General features: G+C 44.8%; 19 protein-coding genes. 1 reads left to right on the top strand and 18 read right to left on the bottom strand.

What is annotated here, in order from left to right; genetic code table 11:
• Positions 1-2: 2 nt before the first annotated feature.
• The 4 genes from flgL to flgM all read right to left on the bottom strand — a co-directional run bounded on the left by flgL (position 3) and on the right by flgM (position 4,222).
• The gene (gene flgL / locus TM_RS00385) at positions 3-917 is read right to left on the bottom strand and encodes a flagellar hook-associated protein FlgL (RefSeq protein WP_004082608.1); all 915 of its coding nucleotides are present in this window, start codon (positions 915-917) and stop codon (positions 3-5) included.
• Positions 918-922: 5 nt separating this feature from the next.
• Complete coding sequence (flgK, locus tag TM_RS00390) at positions 923-3,499, bottom strand: flagellar hook-associated protein FlgK (protein WP_004082609.1); 2,577 nt, start codon at positions 3,497-3,499, stop codon at positions 923-925.
• A gap of 97 nt (positions 3,500-3,596) precedes the next feature.
• Positions 3,597-3,947: a flagellar export chaperone FlgN gene (flgN, locus tag TM_RS00395; RefSeq protein ID WP_010865045.1), complete on the bottom strand. Its 351-nt coding sequence runs from the start codon at positions 3,945-3,947 to the stop codon at positions 3,597-3,599.
• Entirely contained in the window at positions 3,944-4,222 is a 279-nt protein-coding gene (gene flgM / locus TM_RS00400; protein ID WP_004082612.1) for a flagellar biosynthesis anti-sigma factor FlgM, read from the bottom strand. Before flgM ends, flgN begins: the two co-directional genes overlap by 4 nt.
• Before the next feature lie 67 nt (positions 4,223-4,289).
• Here flgM and murJ point away from each other — a divergent pair, with 67 nt between their 5' ends.
• The gene (gene murJ, locus TM_RS00405; RefSeq protein ID WP_004082614.1) at positions 4,290-5,711 is read left to right on the top strand and encodes a murein biosynthesis integral membrane protein MurJ; all 1,422 of its coding nucleotides are present in this window, start codon (positions 4,290-4,292) and stop codon (positions 5,709-5,711) included.
• Here the strand turns inward: murJ and amrB are convergent.
• From amrB to ligA, 14 genes are read right to left on the bottom strand one after another with little or no spacing between them, the layout of a single operon-like run.
• The gene (amrB, locus tag TM_RS00410) at positions 5,692-6,525 is read right to left on the bottom strand and encodes an AmmeMemoRadiSam system protein B (protein ID WP_004082616.1); all 834 of its coding nucleotides are present in this window, start codon (positions 6,523-6,525) and stop codon (positions 5,692-5,694) included. The genes murJ and amrB overlap by 20 nt on opposite strands.
• Positions 6,522-10,370, bottom strand: coding sequence for a type II secretion system protein GspD (locus TM_RS00415; protein ID WP_004082618.1), 3,849 nt, complete (start codon positions 10,368-10,370; stop codon positions 6,522-6,524). The genes amrB and TM_RS00415 overlap by 4 nt, the downstream gene beginning before the upstream one ends.
• A 15-nt stretch (positions 10,371-10,385) precedes the next feature.
• Positions 10,386-10,847 (bottom strand): hypothetical protein, encoded by a 462-nt coding sequence (locus tag TM_RS00420; RefSeq protein WP_004082621.1) that lies wholly within the window; start codon positions 10,845-10,847, stop codon positions 10,386-10,388.
• Entirely contained in the window at positions 10,844-11,260 is a 417-nt protein-coding gene (locus tag TM_RS00425) for a hypothetical protein (protein WP_004082622.1), read from the bottom strand. Before TM_RS00425 ends, TM_RS00420 begins: the two co-directional genes overlap by 4 nt.
• On the bottom strand, positions 11,257-11,805 hold the full coding sequence (locus TM_RS00430) for a hypothetical protein (protein ID WP_004082632.1): 549 nt from the start codon (positions 11,803-11,805) through the stop codon (positions 11,257-11,259). The genes TM_RS00425 and TM_RS00430 overlap by 4 nt, the downstream gene beginning before the upstream one ends.
• A complete protein-coding gene (locus TM_RS00435) occupies positions 11,777-12,757 on the bottom strand; it encodes a hypothetical protein (protein WP_004082634.1) in 981 nt (326 codons plus the stop codon). The genes TM_RS00430 and TM_RS00435 overlap by 29 nt, the downstream gene beginning before the upstream one ends.
• 1 nt (position 12,758) lies before the next feature.
• A complete protein-coding gene (locus tag TM_RS00440; RefSeq protein ID WP_004082636.1) occupies positions 12,759-13,142 on the bottom strand; it encodes a hypothetical protein in 384 nt (127 codons plus the stop codon).
• Complete coding sequence (locus TM_RS00445) at positions 13,139-14,338, bottom strand: type II secretion system F family protein (RefSeq protein ID WP_004082638.1); 1,200 nt, start codon at positions 14,336-14,338, stop codon at positions 13,139-13,141. Before TM_RS00445 ends, TM_RS00440 begins: the two co-directional genes overlap by 4 nt.
• Position 14,339: 1 nt before the next feature.
• A complete protein-coding gene (locus tag TM_RS00450; RefSeq protein WP_004082639.1) occupies positions 14,340-14,810 on the bottom strand; it encodes a ferritin-like domain-containing protein in 471 nt (156 codons plus the stop codon).
• A 2-nt stretch (positions 14,811-14,812) separates the two neighbouring features.
• Positions 14,813-15,733, bottom strand: a complete 921-nt coding sequence (gene dusB / locus TM_RS00455; RefSeq protein ID WP_004082642.1) for a tRNA dihydrouridine synthase DusB — start codon at positions 15,731-15,733, stop codon at positions 14,813-14,815.
• A complete protein-coding gene (gene nadD, locus TM_RS00460) occupies positions 15,723-16,340 on the bottom strand; it encodes a nicotinate (nicotinamide) nucleotide adenylyltransferase (protein WP_010865050.1) in 618 nt (205 codons plus the stop codon). Before nadD ends, dusB begins: the two co-directional genes overlap by 11 nt.
• A complete protein-coding gene (obgE, locus tag TM_RS00465) occupies positions 16,297-17,604 on the bottom strand; it encodes a GTPase ObgE (RefSeq protein WP_004082646.1) in 1,308 nt (435 codons plus the stop codon). The genes nadD and obgE overlap by 44 nt, the downstream gene beginning before the upstream one ends.
• Positions 17,601-18,365, bottom strand: coding sequence for a hypothetical protein (locus tag TM_RS00470; RefSeq protein WP_004082647.1), 765 nt, complete (start codon positions 18,363-18,365; stop codon positions 17,601-17,603). The genes obgE and TM_RS00470 overlap by 4 nt, the downstream gene beginning before the upstream one ends.
• Entirely contained in the window at positions 18,356-20,422 is a 2,067-nt protein-coding gene (ligA, locus tag TM_RS00475; RefSeq protein WP_004082648.1) for an NAD-dependent DNA ligase LigA, read from the bottom strand. Before ligA ends, TM_RS00470 begins: the two co-directional genes overlap by 10 nt.
• Positions 20,423-20,446: the final 24 nt, after the last annotated feature.

A 20,446-nucleotide genomic window follows, 5' to 3' on the forward strand; every position in this document is an offset into this window, starting at 1 on the left:
TATCACCTCACGAAGTCTACCAGGGTCGCCTGAAGCACTCGACTGGCCGATTTCAAAGCAGCTTCAAGAACCGACTGCTGCATAGCAAGATCCGTCACGAGTTCTGTGATGTCCGCGTCTCTCTCCTTTGAAAGGTACTCGGTGAAGAAGAAATCGAGATCCTGCACCCTTGAGTTCACCATATCGATGAACCTGCTCACACCACCGACCTTTCCTATCGTTTTGGTTATACGCTCCTCGAAGGAGGACAGTTCCTTCAAGAAAACGTTCGACACACGTTCAGATATCTGAGTTTCGTTGAGATTGGAACGAAGAGTGGCGGAAACCTCTTCAAGCATCTGGAACACATTCTTTCCGCTGTCCAGTTCAAAAACCTCACTGGCCGTGACACCGTAATCAATGGAATGTCCCAGCACTAGAATAGAGCGACTCTTATTTGAGGCCGGAAGTGTTGAAATCTTCCAGATACCGTTTTCGTTTTCGACCGGCTGGCTGAAAACATCGTATCCAGAAAAGATGTACTCGTTCCCTATTCTTGTGTTCGCTACTTCCACCAGATTCTCTTTGATTTTATCGATCTCCTCTGCTATAGCCTCCCTCTCTGCTTTCGAAAGAGTCCCATTCGCTGCTCTAACCAGCAGCTCTCTGAGTCTTTGAGTGATGGAGGAAACGGTTTGAAGGGCACTGTCGTACGCGTTCACGTAGGTTTGGACATGATCCACGCTTCTTTGAAACTGCTCGAGTTCCCTCTTTCTCGTCAGAATGTCACTGGCCCTCTTCGCAACAACGGCATCGTCACTTGGATACCTCACCTTGTATCCCGAAGAGAGTTGATCGTGGAGCTTCGCTATTCTTTTCAAACTCGTCTGTATGTTGAACAGCACTCTGTCACTGATCATTTTGTTCGTAACCCTCATTCAGATCACCCCACCATGTTGATCACGGTCTGTATCATCTGATCGACAGCGGTGATGACTTTGGCAGCAGCGCTGAACGCGTGCTGATACTCTATCATGTTCGCCATCTCCTCGTCGAGAGAGACTCCCTTCACCTCTTCACGGGCATTGTCGATCTCCTGTCTGAGGATTTCTGTGTTGTTCTTGAGATTGCTGGCAGTTTCCGCCTCCACACCGAGCTCTGAGACTACTCCCCCGAAGAACTCGTAGAAACTCTCCTTGCCGTTCGATAACATCTTTCTGGTGTAAAGATTCTGTATGGTTTCAAGAAGCTCTGGATTGGCTCCACCCGAAGGTTTGATACTCGTCGCGTTCCAGTCGGAATTTTCCAGAGCGTATCCCACATCGACCGCGAGGTTTGCAGGGTTCGTAGCGAGAGAAGAACTCACCTCGAACTGATTGACGATGTTCAGGGGTTCATCGTACGGTGCCCTGTCAAAAGTCAGAATGTCCGCAACTTTGAAACGTTCGCTCAACGTAGTGAAATCGTCAGATTTTGAAACCAGGGTGAAAGAAGTGTTCCAGTCAAAAGTAGTGGGATCACCGTCTGGATCAACAAATCCGACGGCTTCGAAAAACCCCTGCGGGCCTTTTATTTCCATCATTCTGAGATCGAAATCGTAGAGTGACGACGCCCTGAAGACGAGCGAATGATGGGGTGTTAGATCTGCAAGAACTCCCGTGTTCTTTTCGTTGATCTTTTCAACGAGTGTTTCCAGAGTGTCCACAGCTGGATCTATTTCTATATCCGTGGAGTTAATAGTGATCGTGAAAGGCCTTGTTGGGTCAAAACCGGTTTGACCGTAGAAAATGTTTTCCAGAGTGTCTTTGTATTTCAGCACTTCGTAATTTCTCACGAACGCGTTAGACTCCGTGAAGAAGTCATCGTCACTCAACACCTTGACAGCCGAAGGATCGAAATTGAGCTGCTCATCTGGAACGATCACAAGCATGTTTTCTCCAGTGGATGGATCCGCGTAAATCTGCGCCCTCAAATGCGAAGAAGAATTTATGGAAGCTTCTATATTCGAAAGGTTCACCCCGGAAGAAAGATCCACGCTGATTGTTTCTGTCTGTCTTGTGCCATCTTCAAGGATGTACTCCACGTTTATGTTGTAAACACCGGAAGACAACCCGGAAAGGTCGGATTCTTTTATGGTTATGTACCCTTTTGTCTCGGTGTCGAACCCCATCTGTGACAGAGAATCTCCCAGCGAGAGGAAAAGCCTGTTTCTCAGAGAACCGGTGCTGTCCTCCAGGTAAAGTCTGTATCCCCCTGCATGTGTACCCACTTTCAAAGAGGTACCGAGCAGGTTCCACGAACCAACGAGGTCACCAATGGTCGTTCCAGCCGAGATGTTCAAAACGTTCGATGAACCGCCATCGAAAGAGAGAACGACGTCATTAGAGTTGAAGCGCCTTCCTTCTATTTCAGCTTGGCTGTTTGCGGAATGAAGTCCCGTTACAGTGTGGTAGGGTCCCATCTCGAGCTTTCTGTTTCCTTTGATTCTGAAGATGGAAGGATCATCGCTGAAGGCCTCAATTTTCTTGAAGAAGTTGAGGTTCGTTGTCACTCCGTTCGACTCAAAACCATCCCTGTGAACAAGATTCAATGAGTCCGTTATAAAAAGCACGAATTCATCGAGTTTTCTCATGTACTTCACTATGCTGGAATCTCTCAGATCTATCAACGCCTTCAGTTTCCCATCCGAGAGAATTAACTGAGAGTTTCCAACGAAGAGCTCATGGTATCCTTTTCCGTAAGGTCTTTCCAGCGCCCTGAGCTCTCTATAAGTAGAACCGTTCAAAACGATCTGATTTCCTATCCTCAGGGTAATCTGTCCGTCCTCCGCTTCGGTGTAGTTGATATTCGCAAGATTGGAGAGCTCGTCAAGGATCCTGTCTCTTTCATCGAGAAGGTCGTTCGGTGGAGAGTTGAGCATCATGCTGGTTCTGATCTTGTTGTTGAGATCTGCCAGTCTTTTTATCATCTGGTTTATCTCGGACACCCTCTGAACGATCTCGGCGTCTATATCTTCTCTGAGCTGCTCCAGTCTTCCGTAGAGATCCTTTATCTGAGAAACCATCTGTTGCGCTCTGGAAACAACCTCCGCCTTCGAGGCTGTGCTGCTGGGGTCGGACATGACTTCCTTGAAAGCGTTCCAGAAGTTGTCCACGAGACTTCTTATACCGTCTTCCCCTGGCTCTGCCAGAAGCTGCTCTATGAAGTGAAGGTTGGAAAGGACAGTGTCCCAGTAGTTGTATCTGTTGTTCACCTGCCTATACTGAACGTCGAGGAAGGCATCTCTCAACCTCACAATAGTTTTAACCCTTGCACCGGTTCCCATCTGCAAGGGAAAAGAAGGCTGTGTCAGGGTAGTGAGGGGGATGGGAGGATTCGCCTCTATGACTGGTCTCTGTCTCGAGTAACCGGGTGTGCTGGCATTCGCGATGTTGTGCCCCACAATGTTCATCGCCAGCTTGTGCGCGTGTATTCCTGTGAGCGCCGTGTTGAGTATTCCGAACATGGACATATCGGGCATATTCAGGACCTCCCGTTGAACATCGAAGGACCGTCTCTATCGAAGGATCCATTTCGATTGTAGGTGAGTTCATTCCTCTGGAGATTGAACACAAAATCTATGAATTCAAATGAAAACCTATTGCCTGTTTTAACTTTTCTATCTCGAAGACCAACTTGTTCAGCGTTTCAAAGAAACTCCTTAGCTCTGAGAGCATTTCTTCATCGTCCTTGTAGATTTCCAGAAGATCGATGAGCTTTGTGCCATTTCCATGTGATTCCAGTGAAGATTTCAATCTCTCGTTGCAGGTTTCCATAGAAACGGAAAGTTCCTCAATGCGCGGCAGGATGCTTTCAAGACGTTCGAAGTCCTTATTTATGATCGCTTCTAATTCTTCCTCTAGAAGATTCCTCATGTTCTCCATGAGTCTTATCTTCTCTGTGAGAACCCTCTTCAATTCCTCTCTCATTCGGACAGCTCCTCCAGAATTTTTCGGGCAAGTCTTTCGGTATCGATGAAGTAATTCCCACTTTCTATGGCTTTTTTCAGCTCCTCTACCAGCTGTTCGCGGACAGTTGAGATGTTTTTCGCCTCTTCAGCGAATTTTCTGACATCTTCAACGTGTCGAAGTTCCACATTATCGGTGCTTTCCTTTTTCCTCTTCTCCTTTGATTTTTCTACAGAAGGCTTCTTTATTCCTTCGATGGGATTTATGTCTCTCGGTCCGTTTATTCTGTCTATCATCATTCCACCTCCTTCCGTATAATATTATCGGGTGCTTTTTTGCAAACTTGAATCAGGAGGAAGAAAAGTGTCCAGCATAAAGAAAACGCTCGCTTTCTCTCTGGGAACCTTTTTCTCCCGTATCACGGGTCTCGTTCGTGATATAATTCTCGCAAAAACCTTCGGTGCTTCCTCTACTCTCGATGCCTACTATGTTTCCATAGTCTTTCCGTTCTTCCTCAGGAGGACCTTCGCTGAGGGTGCGATGAGCTCAGCCTTCATGGCAATCTACAAAAAGCTGAAGAACAAAGAAGAAAAAGCACAATTCACCTCGGCTGTGCTCACCTCTCTTGGACTCGTTACTCTCCTCATTGTCTTTCTTTCCGAAGTTTTTCCTTACTTCATGGCATCTATCTTCGCCACAGGTGCCGACGAAGAAGTGAAATCGCTGGCAGCCGATCTCATACGCCTGACAGCTCCATTCATAACCATCGTTTTTGTGTGGGCAGTTTTTTATTCGGTACACAACGCCTCACACAGATACTTCCTTCCCGCGTTGACTCCGATGTTTTCGAACGTAGGTGTGATAGTGGGATGTCTATTCGGTGATGTAAGGTGGGCAGCCGCCGGATTCACGATAGGAGGTCTGGCTGCACTACTGGTTTTACTTCCCTTCGGAAAATTTCGATACAGACCAACATTCAAAGGCCTTGGAGAATTCTACAGACTCTTCTTTGGAACGTTTATGACAATGGCAGTCTCTCAAGTAACCACACTGATCGATGTGAACGTTGCCTCTTTTTTAGACCCAGGTTCTCTCTCTTTGATCCAGCTTTCCAGTCGTCTTTACCAGCTTCCACTCGGTATCTTTGGTGTTGCGGTATCCACCGTTGCACTGTCCACCCTCAGCGAAAGCGAAGGGGATTTTCACGAGAATCTGAAAGATTTCATAAGCAAAAGCCTCTTTCTGACGCTTCCTTCCTCGATTGGATTGATGGCTCTTTCCGAGAGAATCATTTCTCTACTTTTCGGATATGGAGCGTTCACCCATGAAGATGTGAAAAAATCGGCTCAGATACTCTTCATGTACGCAATTGGATTGTGTTTTGTGTCCCTGTTTAACCTTTTATCCCGAGCCTATCACGCTTCGAAAGAAGTGAAGACTCCCTTCTTTGCCACTCTGCTCGTTTCTGCTGTGAACATATCGCTCGACGTGATACTCGGTTTCACCATGGGAGCCTCGGGCATCGCACTTGCGACGAGTGTTTCATACATTGCAGGATTCGTTTTTCTCACTTTAAGGATGAAACCTTCCTTCGACAAAAAGATTTTCAAAATCAGCCTGGCTTCTGCGGTCATGGGAACTGTGATTCTTCTGCTGAGAGGTTCATTCAAAGGGAATCTCGGAACGATCTTTCTGGTACTGATCGGTGTGTTCGTTTATGTGTTGTTTTCGAAACTTCTGAAAATAGAAGAACTCGAAGAGATTCTCAGAAGAGGATCGCACTGAGATATCCAACAACCTCCAGCGTATCGCCCGAAACGTCTCCGCTGGTCGCGTGTTTCAAAATCCTGACATTCTCAAAATCCATGTTCAAAAGGGTGGCCACTCCACCGTACCCACACATGCTGATATCTTCTCTCACGAGATATTCGTATAGAAGACTTGGATCCATACCTTCTATCGCTTCTATGATATAAGAATCTTTCCTCAGAGTTGTTCTCTGATCCTCGTAGTGATTCAGATCCGTTGAGGCTATTATCAGAACACCCGGAAACTCAGCCACGAGTTTTGCCAGAGCACTCGCGAGATCTTCAGCAACCGCAGGACTTTGATCCATCAGACATATGGGAACTATGGAAACCTCTCCGAACACAAACTGAAGAAACGGAATTTGGACCTCAATAGAATGCTCTCTGATGTGAGACATGAAGTCTTCCTCAGCGTATCTAGAATTGCTCAAGACGATCTCCACTGCTCGTTCATTCACCGGAACAGTTCCAAGCGGGGTTTCCCATTCCCCCTCTGGCCACACACCCACAGGCCTTCCCAGACCCGTGTGATTTGGTCCGATAATAACCACGACAGAAGGTTCGCCGAACTTAACTGCCTCAAGAAATCCCCACGCAGCAACAGGCCCACTGTAGATGTAACCAGCATGAGGAGAGACAAGGCCAATGGGATTTTGAAGCTTTGTTTCGACAGGGCCAGGCAACTTGCCCGGCCCAATCCTTTTGTCAAGAAAACACATCCTGATTTGTTCGATGAGTTCATCTCTCCTGGAAGGATAGAAGAGGCCGGCCACAGCCGGCTTTCTTTTCATGGTTCCACCACCCTCACGGTGAGGAATATGACAAGATCTCGTTTTTCTTTGTTTTCGGACTTTGTTCTGAAGAATTGACCTATCACCGGTAGATCACCGAGGAAAGGTAGCTTGCTTTCTGTCACGTTCGTTACTTCTCTGATCAAACCTCCTATCGTTATGGTACTTCCATTCTTCACGATGAGGTGCGTCTGGGCTTCTCGCGTCCTTTCCCCCGGCACTTCATTTATGTAGTTTCCGGGTTCACTGGCCTTCACAAAGAGATCGAGCTCTATGGTGTCGTCGCTTCGCACGAACGGTGTGATACTGAGTTCTATACCGGTCTCGAGGAATTGCACTTCTGGAGTTCCGTCTCCATTGGTGTCTGTAACGTACGGTATTCTGTCACCTATCAGTATTCTCGCCTCTTTTCCGCTGGTGGTGACGATTCTTGGACTCGCAAGAATGTCATCGAGAGTGTTGGTCTTTTGATCTGAGAATTGAAGGGAAAGGGTATTGTTCAAAATCTCTCCGAAGATCTTTTCGAAATCAAGGTAGTCGGTCACGGAAAAAGATATCTCTGCGCCAGAGGACCCTACATTCACATTTTCTCCAGTCAATTCGAGACCAGTTTCTTTGCTCAATCTGTCGATCAAAGATCTATCCACTATCTTTGCGGATATCTCTATCTGTTTCGTCGGCTTTTTCAATTTTTCTATGATATTATCCAGCTCTCTCTTTATCGTCTCAGAAATCCCTGTTACCACCATGAAGTTGTTCAGAGAATCCACATAGACCGTTCCTCCGTAGAATTCGATCAAAGCTTTTATTTGATCGAAATTGTGCGGCACATCGTAGATGTAGCGCCTTGCAAGATCCTGTTTGGGTTTTGAGACAACGTACACACCGTTTTTGTTGTCAAATAAATAACCATAGTTCTGAGAGATCAGATCAATAAACTTTTCCCATGCGACATTATCTGCCTTCATCGTGATCTTCTCCGAAGGGATGGAAACAAACATCACCGAAATTCCGAGTTCGCTGGCGATCTCTTCGAGAAGATCGTAAAGCGGAGCATCCTCTGCGTTTATAGTCAGCTTACCATCCGAAACTTTCACGTAGTCTTTCCTTTCCTTCAAAACGATCTTTTCTTTTTCCGCTTCTACGAGTTCTACAGCTTTTTCCACTTCGTTCTCTGGCCCCTCTACGATCATCTGCCCCATGTTCGGGAAGACCGTGATCTCGACATTTCTGAGGAGTTTCTTCAAGTAAGAAGAAAGTTCGTCAGGATTCACACCGGAAGGTATGGTGACACTTTTCACCGCTTTCTTTTCTGATACAGCTTCTTCCTTTTTCAAGAACGTATCGAGGAGACTTTTCACTCTCTCTGACTGTGAAACAGGAACTTCCACCAGAAGCAGGTTCAACTTGTCAAGATAGACAACTTGTTTGACTTCTGGAACGAGGACTTCCAGGAAGGTCTTGAATTCCTCGAAAGAAAAACCGCTCGGAACTTCCAGCATGAGCCGATCGAACACGTTTTCTTTCACTATCTTCTGGTGTCTCTCGAAGAAAGAACGATACATGCTCGAAAGATCTTCCACCGCTTCTGAAGATCCCTTGAGAACCAGAAGGCCCAGTTGATCGAGACTGAAACAGGTAACATCCGGATACAGCTTACCGGAGAGGTTTATAAATTCATCAACAGGGAAGGAAGAATTCACTTCGAGGAATTCCACTGTTTCTTCCTTACGTACTTCTCCAAGTTTTTCCACTATGTCTGAGAAGAGTTCCTTTGCCTTCTCGACGTTCTCCTTTGTCCCTTCAAAGTAAACTACTCCGTCCAGTATTTCGTAAGTGATCCCGGCGCTGTTTTTCACAACTTCGAGGAGTTTCTCTTGTTCATCAATCCAGCTGGGCAACTTCACAAAGTCGCGTGAGATCTCTACTTCAGAAGAGAAGATTTTCTGAAGAAGATCAGCAGCCTTTTCGACTTCTTCTCTTTCACCGATGACGACAAGTTCATTCCCTAACTCTTCTATGGATACACTGTACAGTTGCAAAACAACGTTTTTCGCTTTATCGATCGGTACATTCTCAGTCTTTTTCACGAATCTTATGATCCTCTCCTCCGAAGAAATTATCTGCAACTCTTCAGCGGCCTTTTGAACGTTTTCTTCTTCCTTCCCACTCAGCATTGCCACCTTCAGAGAAGAAAAGTACTCGAATTCAACACCGTACTTTTCCTTCATGAATCTGCCCAAATCTTCCACATTCTCAGTTTTTAAGGCGATTTTCAAAAATTGTGTGTGTTCACTCAGGAGTTTCTTCAGTTGCTCTTCAACGTTTTCAACGGAACTCCTGGCTCCCTCTATGAAGAGGAAGTTCCCTATTTTTTCCATAGAAACCCCGTACATTCTCGTTATCGCGTCTATCATCTCCTGCTGAATCTCCTCTTTCAATTCCACACTTTTCACGATGAAATTCTTTCTTCTGAGTGACAACAATTTTTCCAGAACGGGGGATACTTTCTCATAGGCTGCTTTTGGAACTGAGATAGCGGCTTTTACATTCTCACCATCGATGTTGAGAAATTTCAGCCTTGAATCCGGTATTCCAAGAAACTGTGCCGCTTCTCTGAGAAAATCCTCTTCACCTTTTTTAATATCCAGATAGAACATCTCACCGAGTTCCAGATTGTTTTCCGCGATGAAATCAATCAGCTTCTGTTCTTCATCTATTGGCACCTGGCACACCACCAAGTTCATGTCTTTGAAAGGCTGGGCATCTATTCCGAGAAGCAAAGTGATAAGCGAAGCAGCGGATTCTGGGTCGTAGGCATAAAAGACAAATTTTTTAGCCGGAATCTGGACCTGTTCTTCTACAGACACCTGCTCGCGAGTTTCCAAAATCTTGATATATCTTTCCACTTTCGAAATCGTCTCAGAATCTCCCACAAGAATCATTCTGGATACCGGCTTTAAGAGATGATACTCGAACTGATACACACTTTTGAGAGCGGTCAGGAGCTCTTCCACTCTCCCTGAATCTACCGAAAAGGAAACTTCCTTTTGCTGGAGGGGTGGAGAAACAGAAAGAAGGCTCGCCACGAGGTCATGTTCTTCCGAGGTTCCATAGACGAAGAGAACAGATTTCGACGGAAGGTAGTCTATCATGGCTTCCTGAGAAATGAGACTCTTTATCCTGTCGGCGACGGTCTGGTTCTCTACCCTGTATATACCCCAGAATCTCTGAAACCTTCCGGATACTTCTTCGTATTTTCCTATGAACATAGTTCCATCCGGGAAATAAGCGTAGGCAACCTCTCCGAACGTAACAAGAAGGTCTCTCAGCGCATCTTCGGGTGTGACATCGTTCAGCTTCAAACTCGTTGTTGCACTTTTGACGCTATCGGAAACAATCACGTTGAGATTTAACCTTTCAGCGAGATATTTCACCATATCTTCGAAAGGCATGTTTTCAAAGGACACATCGATTCTTTCCTTACTTCTTGGGAATTCCATCACTATCGTTTTGTCTTCTACGCGGTAACTCCCTGAGAATGGGACCAGCAGACTCGCGGATACCATAACCCCATTGCCAACGTTCACCACTCGTACACCTTCAACAGGACCAACACCAACGGGAACCATGAACCTGCTGATCTTCATTTGAACCCCTTTCATGAAAATGGAGAACACAGTCTTTGAAGAATTCATTTCTGCCGAAACATCTTCAACCGGTGAAGAAATCTGGATCTCTATGATCACCCGATCATTCTCTATCTTAGGAAGTACCCCTACGAGCTCTGCAGAGAACAACACACTGAACATCAACATGACAAGAATAAGAAGTATTCTCCTCACAGATACCACCCCTCCTCATCTTATTGAAAAAAATCTACCATTTTCCACGTCGAGAACCAGAACACCGAGACTCGAAACGTAGGTGACCACATAATTCCCAAAAGTTGGGCTCTCGCCCGACACCTCAAAGAGCTTTCCTCCATCGGAGAGAAATATTTTTAATCCATCACCCGTTCTTATGAAACCCAGGAATCGATATTTCAGGGTAGGAAGTGTCACAATCAGAGTGTCAGCCGCCTCTTTCCCAAAGCTGAGCGTCACGGAATTGAAAACCCTGTACGAGAATTCTGGAGGATTTTCCTGAGCCGTTTTCTTGAGCAAGGGGTTGATCTGTATTTTGTTCACCAGCGCCGTAAAATCCGTTGGCCTTTCCACCTGAAGAGTTCCGGATTCTCTGTTGCCAGCGAATAAATAGAAAAGAACAAATGACCACACAACCCCCATAATTACGAGAAGAATCACTGTTCTTCGGTTCATTGTTTCACCCTTTCCAATTCAAGGGAGATCTTCACACTGGGTTGAGATATTGAAGTACCGAAAAAGTTGATCGGTATAACTCTTTTCGCATCAATGGTCAAGGTCTTCACTGTCACCCTTCGTGTCTCAGCAAGTTCCTTTAAGAGATCTTCAACTTCTTCAACACTGATTTCTTTTTCGGTGAAATTGTATTGAAATTCAGGTGTATTCATGATCGTCTTTATTATTTCCTCGTATTCCCTTTGCTTCAAGGTGAAAACCTTGAAAGCAGGTGCCAGGTTTTGAAGTCGTTGTTCTAACTCCTTTGTGTTGAACATGAAAATCACAAAATCTGGTACCACAAAGCCAAAGACCAGCACGAGGAGAGTCAAAACGGCGAACCAGATAGCGAACTTCCTGTTTATTCCCCTCACTTTTCCACCGCCTCGTACTCAAGCCTGTACTTTCTCAGGTAAAAACCTTCCGGTAGTTTTTCTTCAAACAGGAGACTTGTACTCACATTCGAGTTTTGAAAAGTACTACTTACAACGTTTTTGGAAACTTCGTAAAACTCAACAATGGCTTTTTCCTGAGAGAAATCAAGATAGCACAGAGTGCGATTCTGATCTTCAAAAATATTCAGCAAAACCTTCACAAAATCCTCCCATTTCTTCCTCTTATCAAGGAAAGCATTCAGTTGATTGACTCTCACTTCCAATGATTTTATTTGGTTCATAAAAACGCTTTCCACACGGGAGATTTCCTCCAGATTTTTGGAAGAATCTTTCGAAAGCTTCACAGAATATGCTCTCAAAACCTCGGAGTAATCACTTTGCAGTCTTTCTATCATTTGTTCTTTCGCATAACTAAAGTAGATATTAAAGGAAACGGGTGGCAGCAACATAACGGCCAACAGTACCAGAAAAGTAGATAACTTTACCTTTCGCTTCTTAAACGGATAGATGTTTAACTTTTCCAATTTCCCTGCCCCCCCTTATCATCAAACCAAGGGTTCCTAAAGATATACCAGGTTTGAAAGAAGGAACGATTCCTTGCTTCAATGCTACTCCTTCGAACTTTTCCAGTGACTGAGAAAGAACTGGTGAAAAGATTGGAGGATCAACGATGTAGAAGAACTGATTGACCCTGCTCAGATTGACTTCATCCAAAGACACTTTGACTTCTCTGTCGAGTTCGATCAAAAAATCTCCAAAATATGGTTGCAAGAAACTAAGATCAACATTCACTGTTCCTTCTATCAATTCCTTGGGTTGAATACCAGTGTTCTCCACCACAATGTCCATATAGTCCCAGAACATCGAAAAGAGCAACCTGAGGGAACGATAGTGGTTGTTTTCGAGAACAACTATGGAATAATAGTCACTCAAGAAAGAAATCACCGTAAGAACACTGGTTCCTTTCAAACGCTTCCCAAAATAAAATTCGAACACTTCAAGATATTTAACGATATCGGGAATAACCACATCCGTTTCTGGGAATTCTTTTTTCATGAGGTCTGTTACAAAACTCTTCACCTGATCAACCTTTGAAACAAAAAACAATCCTTCACCGCCACGAATATCCAACGGAGCAACAACAAGCTGTTCAGGGAGTATACCAAGATTTCTTGATATTTCCATCGTGGCATACTCTACAGCATTTTGCTTGTTCAACGTAGGAGGAACTTTTATATTCATCACCAGCACGTTTTCCATGGACACGTTCGCAACGACTATATCTTCAAGATCTTTTTTCACGTTTCTTGAAAGATTCAGTATAATTTCATCTGATTTCTCCTCATCTGTTATTTCCAGAAGAGATAATTTGTGATCTAACAGCTTCAATTTGGACCCTCTCATTCTCGCACGGGATATCTCCACACAATGTGAACACCAATTTAGGGAAAGGATATCATTGTAGAAAAGCTGCAAGCTATCTCCCCCCGTACAATCTCATTCTGCCAGTGACTGGTTCCACGGTGATCCACCACCCATCTCCATAGACAGTACCTGCTGTGGAGACAAATCCATTTTTGAAAGTGATGTCTTCTCCATCTACAGCTACTTTGGAGAGAAAAATGAATGGAAATTCATAGATTTTCTTTTCATTCTTATGAGGATCGTAAGTTACTATTTTTCCATTGTCTTCTATTATCAAAAGTCCGTTTCTGGATGTTTTTTCAATCATTCTAATCGTCATCACCTTAAAAGCAACAGCCTGATGATCTTTTCCCAGCTTGAACATCAGAGTTGGTATGAAAAATCCCATTATCATCAATGAAATAGCGATGACGATGAGAACTTCGATAATGTTCATCCACCTATACTCCTCTGAAGCTGGAATACCGTGGTGTATATCGAATACGCGAGGAAAGCCACAAATCCACCAACACCTGCTATCAATAGAGGCTCTACCAGAGAAACAAGCTGCTTCACACTGTTTTTCACTATGTCCTCGTAGAAGTCGGCCACTCTTTCCATCACTTCGTCGACTTTTCCAGTCTCTTCTCCTGTTCCGATCATCTCATAAATCAATTGTGGAAAAACTCCACTTTCTGCAAAAGTATCTCGAAGGGTTTTACCTTCAGATATCTTCCGAACCATTTCTTCGGTTTTTCTGATAATGGAAGGTGAACTGGAAGCCTGAGCGGCCATCTTTATGGCATCGGTTATTCTGACACCACTACCCACAAGAATTCCCAGTGTTCTGGCGAATCGTTCGAGCCCCATGTTCTGTCTGAGCTTCCTGACAGGTGGAAAAATAAAGGATAGATATTCCTTTATGTAAACACCGTATTTTGACTTCATCAAAACGAAAATACCGGCTATGATACCCGTCACAAGCACCGAGAACCACGGCCAGTTTTCACTCAAAAATTCATTGGCTTTCAGAAGAGACCGAATCGTGGGCGAGAGCGGAATAGAAGTCCCAAAAGCCCTGACGAGGTTGGGGAGTATGTAGAAACTGATCACAAGGACAATTACCACTGCAAAGAAGAGAACAAAGAGAGGATAAGCCATGGCAGATTTTACTTCATCTTGTAGTCTCTTTATACTTTCGTAAAAGTCCGCAGCCCTCTTCAGGGTTCTGTCAAGGACTCCGCCTTCCTCTCCTGCTTCTAACATACTGATCAAAACGTTGTCGAAAACACCTGTTTTTCTGAAAGCTTCTGCTAAAGAGTCCCCCGTTTCAACGTTGAGAGCGATTTCCAGTATAACTTTTCTGAAACGTCTTGAAAAAACCGTTTGACGTGCCAGAATGTTCAAAGCTTCCTTTATCCTTATGCCAGCTGAGATCATTATGGAAAGCTGTCGGCAGAACGTAGCTATTTCGCTGATTGAGATTTGGAAAAACGTTGAACTTCTCTGCGCTTTTTTTCTCTCCTCCACACGAACAACCATCAATCCTCTCTCAGAAAGGATCGATATCGCTTTCAATTTGTTCTCTGCCTCTATGACCCCCGTTATCTTCTTACCGCTCCCCTCCACGGCCACGTATTTGTAAAAAGGCATATCAGGTGATCATCCCCTTTATCCTGAGGAGTTTTACCACGTGCTGTTTTTCCTGCTCTATAATACCTTTAACAAGAGATCTTGCTTTCTCGTTCTTCAAGAGTTCTAAAATTTCGTAATAAAAGATGATGGTTTCCTTTTCAACCGATATAGAAAAATCTATTGCTTCCTCGACAGACTTTTCTTTCAGATATCTTTCCATAACTTCAGGGGATGGAAAGAATTTCCCCTCCACAAAGCTTTTGAGATATTCTTCGGTGTCTTCCATATCGAGGTAAGTCTCCTCTTTGGCTCCCACTTCTTCTCCGATCTTTTCAAAGGTTCTGGCATGTTCGGCTTCCTGTCTGGACATGTAAGAGAAAAATTCCTTTATGTCCGGCTGAGTGAAACGTTCGGCAATTTTTCTGTAAAACTCTTCTCCCTCTTTCTCTACTCTGACCGCTATGTTCAGCAATTCCTTTGCAGAAAACATGCTCACACCTCCTTGATGAAATTATAAAACATCTCTTTTAAAATTTGAACTTCTTCTATTTTCATAACTTTCTCTCTGAATCTCCTTGCGCCTTTCAGATCCTTTGTATAACCTGCCAGAAACTTTCTCATTTCCACAACCGCTTTTCTTTCACCCTTCGTCTTTATCAACAGCTCGAGATGTCTTTCGAACGTTCTAAGAATCTCTTCCCGGGACGGTTCAGAGTACTTTCCGCTTCGGAGGAAATCCTTTATCTGTTTGAAAATCCAAGGTCTTCCTATAGCACCTCTCGCTACCAGAAGACCATCACATCCGCTTTCTTCCAGAGCCCTCTTGGCGTCTTCTGGAGTGAAGATATCACCACTCACAAAGGTAGGAATTCTCTTTTCCAGAACACTCAACGCCTTCCATTCAGCCCTCCCAGTGAAACTCTGAACCACCGTTCTCGTGTGAATGAATACCTCATCCACCCCTTCCTCAACGAGTATTCGATATATCTCCTCGACTTCATTTTTCTCCCATCCAAGGCGAGTTTTCACAGAAAATTTGCCAGAAACACTCTTTCTGAGCTCCCTCACAATGTATCGAAAATGTCTCAAATCTTTCAACAAAGCTCCGCCTGCTCCTTTTTTTACAACTTTTCTCACAGGGCAACCAGCGTTCAAATCTATCCACTTGTACTTTTCAGAGAGAATCCTCGCTGCCTCAGAAAGTTCGTTCGGTTCGCTTCCAAAGATCTGGACCGCCACGTTTCTTTCATGTGGTTGTGGTAAGAGTTCTTCTGTTTTTTGAGAGTTCATGAGAAAACCCTTTGCACTCACCATTTCAGAGAAAGCAAAATCCGCACCCCATTCGAAAGCCAGAGTGCGGAATGCTGAATCAGTGTATCCAGCCATCGGCGCAAGACCGACTTTAACCTCCATAGAAAACCTCCACTTCCTTCCTGATCTCCTCTGGTACAAACCCTTTCAAAGTCTTCCCGAGTCTGGCCCTTTCGCGGATCTCCGTAGAAGAAATTTGAACGATAGGCATATCCAGAAACACAATCTCGCTCAGATCTCCTAATACTCTCCTGGCGTGCTCATGATAAGGTTTCCCGCAGTACCTCGGATAAACAACCAGGGTGGATTTTTTTAGGATATCGCGGTATCTGTACCATTTCTCAAAGTAGGAGAGCGCATCTTCACCAACGATAAAGAACGGTTTTGTCTTGTAGATCTCTGAAAAATACTCTATCGTGAAGATAGAGTAAGAAACACCCCCTCTCCTCTTCTCATAATCGCTCACTTCCATCTTCTCCATCCCTTCGAAGACTTTTTTCAACCACTCGAATCTCTTTTCAAAGGGGGCAACTGTTTTCTTGTGTGGCGGATTGAAAACGGGTACAACGATCAACCGATCCAGATCGAGAATTTCAAGCGTATAGACACTCACAAGTACATGACCGGTATGAACGGGATCGAACGAGCCCCCAAATATGCCTATTCTATTCCCTGTATTCAAACTCGAAGTCTCCGATCCTGACAACATCCCCTTCCTTCACCCCGGCTTCTTTTAACTTATTGTTTAGACCGTTTTTCTCCAGAACCTGTAAAAGCATCAATCTCGCGTCCCTCTGATTCAGGTCGAATCTCTCTATCCAGACTCTAAGGTTCTCTCCTTCAACCACCCAGTATCCCTCATCTTCTTTGACAACTTCTAAATGGAATTTCTCAGGAAGCCTCCTCCAGACAGGTGAAGGCTTCACGAATTTTTCTTCTTTTCTCTCTGGTTTCTCTACCTTCATTTCCCTGACGATGGAGGCCAGCTTTGAAACGAGCAGATCTATTCCCTCACCTGTCACAGCAGAGACAGGGATCACCTCTCGGTTGGTAGCATCTCTCAGTCTCTTCAGAATTTTCTCCAATTCTTCTTTACCGATAAGGTCTATCTTGTTTGCAACCACTATTTCGGGCTTCTCCAAAAGGAACGGGGAGTACTTCTTCATTTCTTCTCTTATGACGAAGTAATCTCTCACCGGATCTTCTCTCTCATAGCCACTCACATCGATCACATGGGCTATCAAGTAGCACCTTTCAACATGCCTCAAAAATACGTTTCCAAGACCTACTCCTTCACTCGCACCTTCGATGAGACCGGGAATGTCCGCCACCACAAAGCTGAAGTCATCGTATTTCACCACTCCCAGATTAGGTATGAGTGTTGTGAACGGATAATTCGCTATCTTGGGTCTCGCGTTGCTGATGCGCGATATGAGGGAAGACTTTCCCACGTTTGGATATCCAACGAGTCCAACGTCTGCCAGTATCTTCAGTTCAAGTTCGAGCCATCTGGACTCACCTTTTTCGCCGCGTTCTGCTATCAAAGGAGCCTGCTTTATGGATGTTGCAAAATGGGCGTTCCCTCTCCCACCTCTTCCACCGCGTGCCACACACACGATCTTTCCCGGTTCGTTCAAATCGGCGATGACTTCTCCAGTAACGGCGTCCTTGACCACAGTTCCTACCGGCACGTCTATGAAAAGATCCTTACCGTTTCTTCCTTTCATTTTCTTTCCCATGCCGTGCTTTCCGTTTTCTGCCATGAATTTCCTCTTGTTCACAAATTCTATCAATGTGGAAACGGAAGGATTGGCCCTGAGGAAGACGAATCCTCCATTACCGCCGTCTCCACCATCAGGGCCACCCTTTGGAACGTATTTCTCTCTTCTGAAGCTCACACAACCGTTTCCTCCGTCACCGGCTTTCACGAAGATTTTCACTCTGTCAACAAAATCCGCTCTCTCTATGTTCAACTCGAGACCCTCCTGAACATCTTATCAATCGTGTCTATCTTTTTCAAAAGATCCAGATTTTCCAGTTCCTCCAGTGCATCTCTTATCAAGACCTTTTCTTTTTTGAAAATGTTCAGATTTATAAGGAGGTCAACCGTTCCTTCTGTTGTCTCCAATTGTTTAGCCAATGAGGCTTTGAATCTGTCCTTGTACTTAGAGATTTCATGAAATGGAGAAAGACGGAAGTTCTTTCCATAGTGTATTCTATCTCCAATCGCCGAAAGCTCCAGGAAGACCTCTCCCGCTGTTTCTCTTAGGAAACTGTAAAGAAATATTGTTTCTAACCTGCTCAGGTTAAACGTCTTGAAGAAATTTCTCGGTCTGATATGAACCTTTGGAGCTTTTGAAGGCCTGGGAAATTTCATTTTTTCCAATTCCTTCAACACTTCCGATTTCATGGCACCGGCTGCCACTGAAAAGATCAACCCACCACCAATCTCTAAGAAGATCTGTGGGGGAAGCGCCAGCACTTTATGAACTGCCTCCAGAAGACTTTCCGCTTCGTCAGAAGTTCCCCAGACCTTGAGTTTAGAGAATTCCGCATCAATGTGCTTTGAAACATCGAAGTATTCGGGAAGTTCTTTCTTCAGAATTCCCACAAGGTCATCGAAGGTTCTCAACAGAGAACCTCGCAATTCAGGAGGTTCGTGTCTCCAGCCAATGTTGAAAACCATCGAAAAACAAAAGCTCTTCAGTGGTTTTCCCTCGAATATCAACTCCATTCCTTCCAACTCCTCATTATCTCGTCGAAGTTGTATCCCTTCAATTCTGCTCTTTTTCTGACAAACTCGAGGAATTCTTCCTCACTCATCATTTTTACTTTCAACATCTTCGCTCTTTCGTACTTGGAGCCGGGATTTTCACCCACTATGAGATAATCCGTGTTCCTGCTCACAGAGTTGACGACTTTTGCTCCCAGCTTCTCGAGGAACTCTATTATTTCTTCCCTTGTAAAGTTCTTCAAGGTACCTGTCACGGCGAAAGTCAATCCCCTCAGGATATCGAGTTTCACAACTTTCTCTTCGAGCTTCACTCCGGCTTTTTTGAGTTTTTCAATGATTTCCCTTGTTTTTGGATTTCGGAAGTACTCAACGATGCTCTTTGCGATTTCTGGACCGATTCCCGGTATGTCCTTTAGTGTTTCATAAGAAGCATCTGCAATTGCTTCCAGGGATTTGAAATGCTCCGCGAGAATCTTTGCCGTCTTCTGACCTACCATGGGAATTCCAAGACCCGTTATCAGTTTGTGAAGCGGTCTCTTCTTCGCCTCTTCTATCTCTTGGAGAATCTTCGCTATCGTTCGCTGACCGATCCCCGGTCCAAGCTGAGCGAGATCGAAAGGAGTAAGGTAGAAGATATCTGCTATATCCTTTATGAGACCAGCATCGACTAGTCTGTCTATCAGCTTCTCCCCGAGTCCTTCAATATCGAGAGCCTCTCTGGAAACCAGAGTCCTCAAAGCTCTCTTCAGTTTAGCAGGACAATGCGGGTTTAGACACCTGATAGCAACCTCGTCGGGATTCAACTTTCCTACTTTCCCACCACAGACAGGGCACTTATCGGGTGGTTTTATTTCCTTTTCGTTGCCAGTTCTCAATTCTGGTATCGATTTGACTATCTGAGGAATGATTCCACCGGCTTTTTCCACAAAGACGTAGTCTCCTATTCTGATATCTTTTTCTCTTATGTACTCGAAATTGTGCAGTGAAGCTCTCTTCACGATCGTTCCAGCGAGCTGAACGGGTTCGAGCTCGGCAACGGGTGTGAGAACACCTGTTCTTCCAACCTGGATGGTGACATCCAGCACCCTAGTTCTTGCCTGCTCAGCAGGAAACTTGAACGCGATAGCCCATCGTGGTGCTTTCGATGTCTCACCGAGAATTCTCTGGAAATCGAATCTGTTCACCTTCACCACAACGCCATCAACCCAATAATCCAGCTCCCTTTTTCTTTCTTTCCATTCCTTCCAGTAATCGATCACTTCCTGAATGTTTTTGCACAGTCTGGAGTGTGGATTCACCTTGAAACCGAGTTCTTTCAGAAACTGAAGAGCTTCCCATTGTGTTTTCAGACCGTAGTTTTCAGGATGAACCACATAGTAAATGAACGAATCCAGACGCCTTGCCGCAACAAGAGCCGTGTTCAACTGCCGAAGCGTTCCTGCAGCGGCATTCCTTGGGTTGGCAAAGGGAGGAAGTCCTTCTTCTTCTCTTTCATCGTTCAATCTTTTGAATTCATCCACAGGCATGTATATTTCCCCTCTCACTTCTATGGTGACGGGCTTTCTCAGACGAAGTGGAATACTGCGTACGGTTTTCACATTCTCGGAGACGTCTTCTCCTTCTATTCCATCTCCTCGTGTCGCTCCCAGAACGAACCTTCCGTTCTCATATCTAAGAGCTATGGAAACGCCGTCTATCTTCAGCTCGGCAACGTACTCGACTTCTGCCTCCTGAAGAGCTTTTTTAACACGCCGATCGAATTCGAGAATCTCTTCTTCGTTGTACGTGTTATCCAGACTCAACATAGGAACGGAATGCTTTACCGTTTTAAAACCTTCGAGTACCTTTCCCCCTACCCTCTGAGTTGGCGAATCCGGTGTAACCAGTTCTGGATACATCCTTTCCAGTTCAATGAGCCTTCTCATGAGTCTATCGTACTCTTCGTCCGTAATAACTGGATCGTTCAAAACGTAGTATCTGTAGTTGTGATACTCGATCTCCTCTCTGAGCCTTTCCACTTCTTCAATTACTTCCTTTGGGATCTTTCTCTCACTCATTCTTGATCACCCCTTGTCTATAGT

It is taken from the genome of Thermotoga maritima MSB8 (assembly GCF_000008545.1).
Lineage (GTDB): Bacteria > Thermotogota > Thermotogae > Thermotogales > Thermotogaceae > Thermotoga > Thermotoga maritima.

Excerpts from the sequence above, each read along its gene's own strand:
- flgL (WP_004082608.1), bottom strand. The coding sequence starts at position 917 with ATGAGGGTTACGAACAAAATGATCAGTGACAGAGTGCTGTTCAACATA.
- flgK (WP_004082609.1), bottom strand. The coding sequence starts at position 3,499 with ATGCCCGATATGTCCATGTTCGGAATACTCAACACGGCGCTCACAGGA.
- flgN (WP_010865045.1), bottom strand. The coding sequence starts at position 3,947 with ATGAGAGAGGAATTGAAGAGGGTTCTCACAGAGAAGATAAGACTCATG.
- flgM (WP_004082612.1), bottom strand. The coding sequence starts at position 4,222 with ATGATAGACAGAATAAACGGACCGAGAGACATAAATCCCATCGAAGGA.
- amrB (WP_004082616.1), bottom strand. The coding sequence starts at position 6,525 with ATGAAAAGAAAGCCGGCTGTGGCCGGCCTCTTCTATCCTTCCAGGAGA.
- TM_RS00420 (WP_004082621.1), bottom strand. The coding sequence starts at position 10,847 with ATGAACCGAAGAACAGTGATTCTTCTCGTAATTATGGGGGTTGTGTGG.
- TM_RS00440 (WP_004082636.1), bottom strand. The coding sequence starts at position 13,142 with ATGAACATTATCGAAGTTCTCATCGTCATCGCTATTTCATTGATGATA.
- TM_RS00445 (WP_004082638.1), bottom strand. The coding sequence starts at position 14,338 with ATGCCTTTTTACAAATACGTGGCCGTGGAGGGGAGCGGTAAGAAGATA.
- TM_RS00450 (WP_004082639.1), bottom strand. The coding sequence starts at position 14,810 with ATGTTTTCTGCAAAGGAATTGCTGAACATAGCGGTCAGAGTAGAGAAA.
- dusB (WP_004082642.1), bottom strand. The coding sequence starts at position 15,733 with ATGGAGGTTAAAGTCGGTCTTGCGCCGATGGCTGGATACACTGATTCA.
- nadD (WP_010865050.1), bottom strand. The coding sequence starts at position 16,340 with ATGTTGTCAGGATCGGAGACTTCGAGTTTGAATACAGGGAATAGAATA.
- TM_RS00470 (WP_004082647.1), bottom strand. The coding sequence starts at position 18,365 with ATGGAGTTGATATTCGAGGGAAAACCACTGAAGAGCTTTTGTTTTTCG.
- ligA (WP_004082648.1), bottom strand. The coding sequence starts at position 20,422 with ATGAGTGAGAGAAAGATCCCAAAGGAAGTAATTGAAGAAGTGGAAAGG.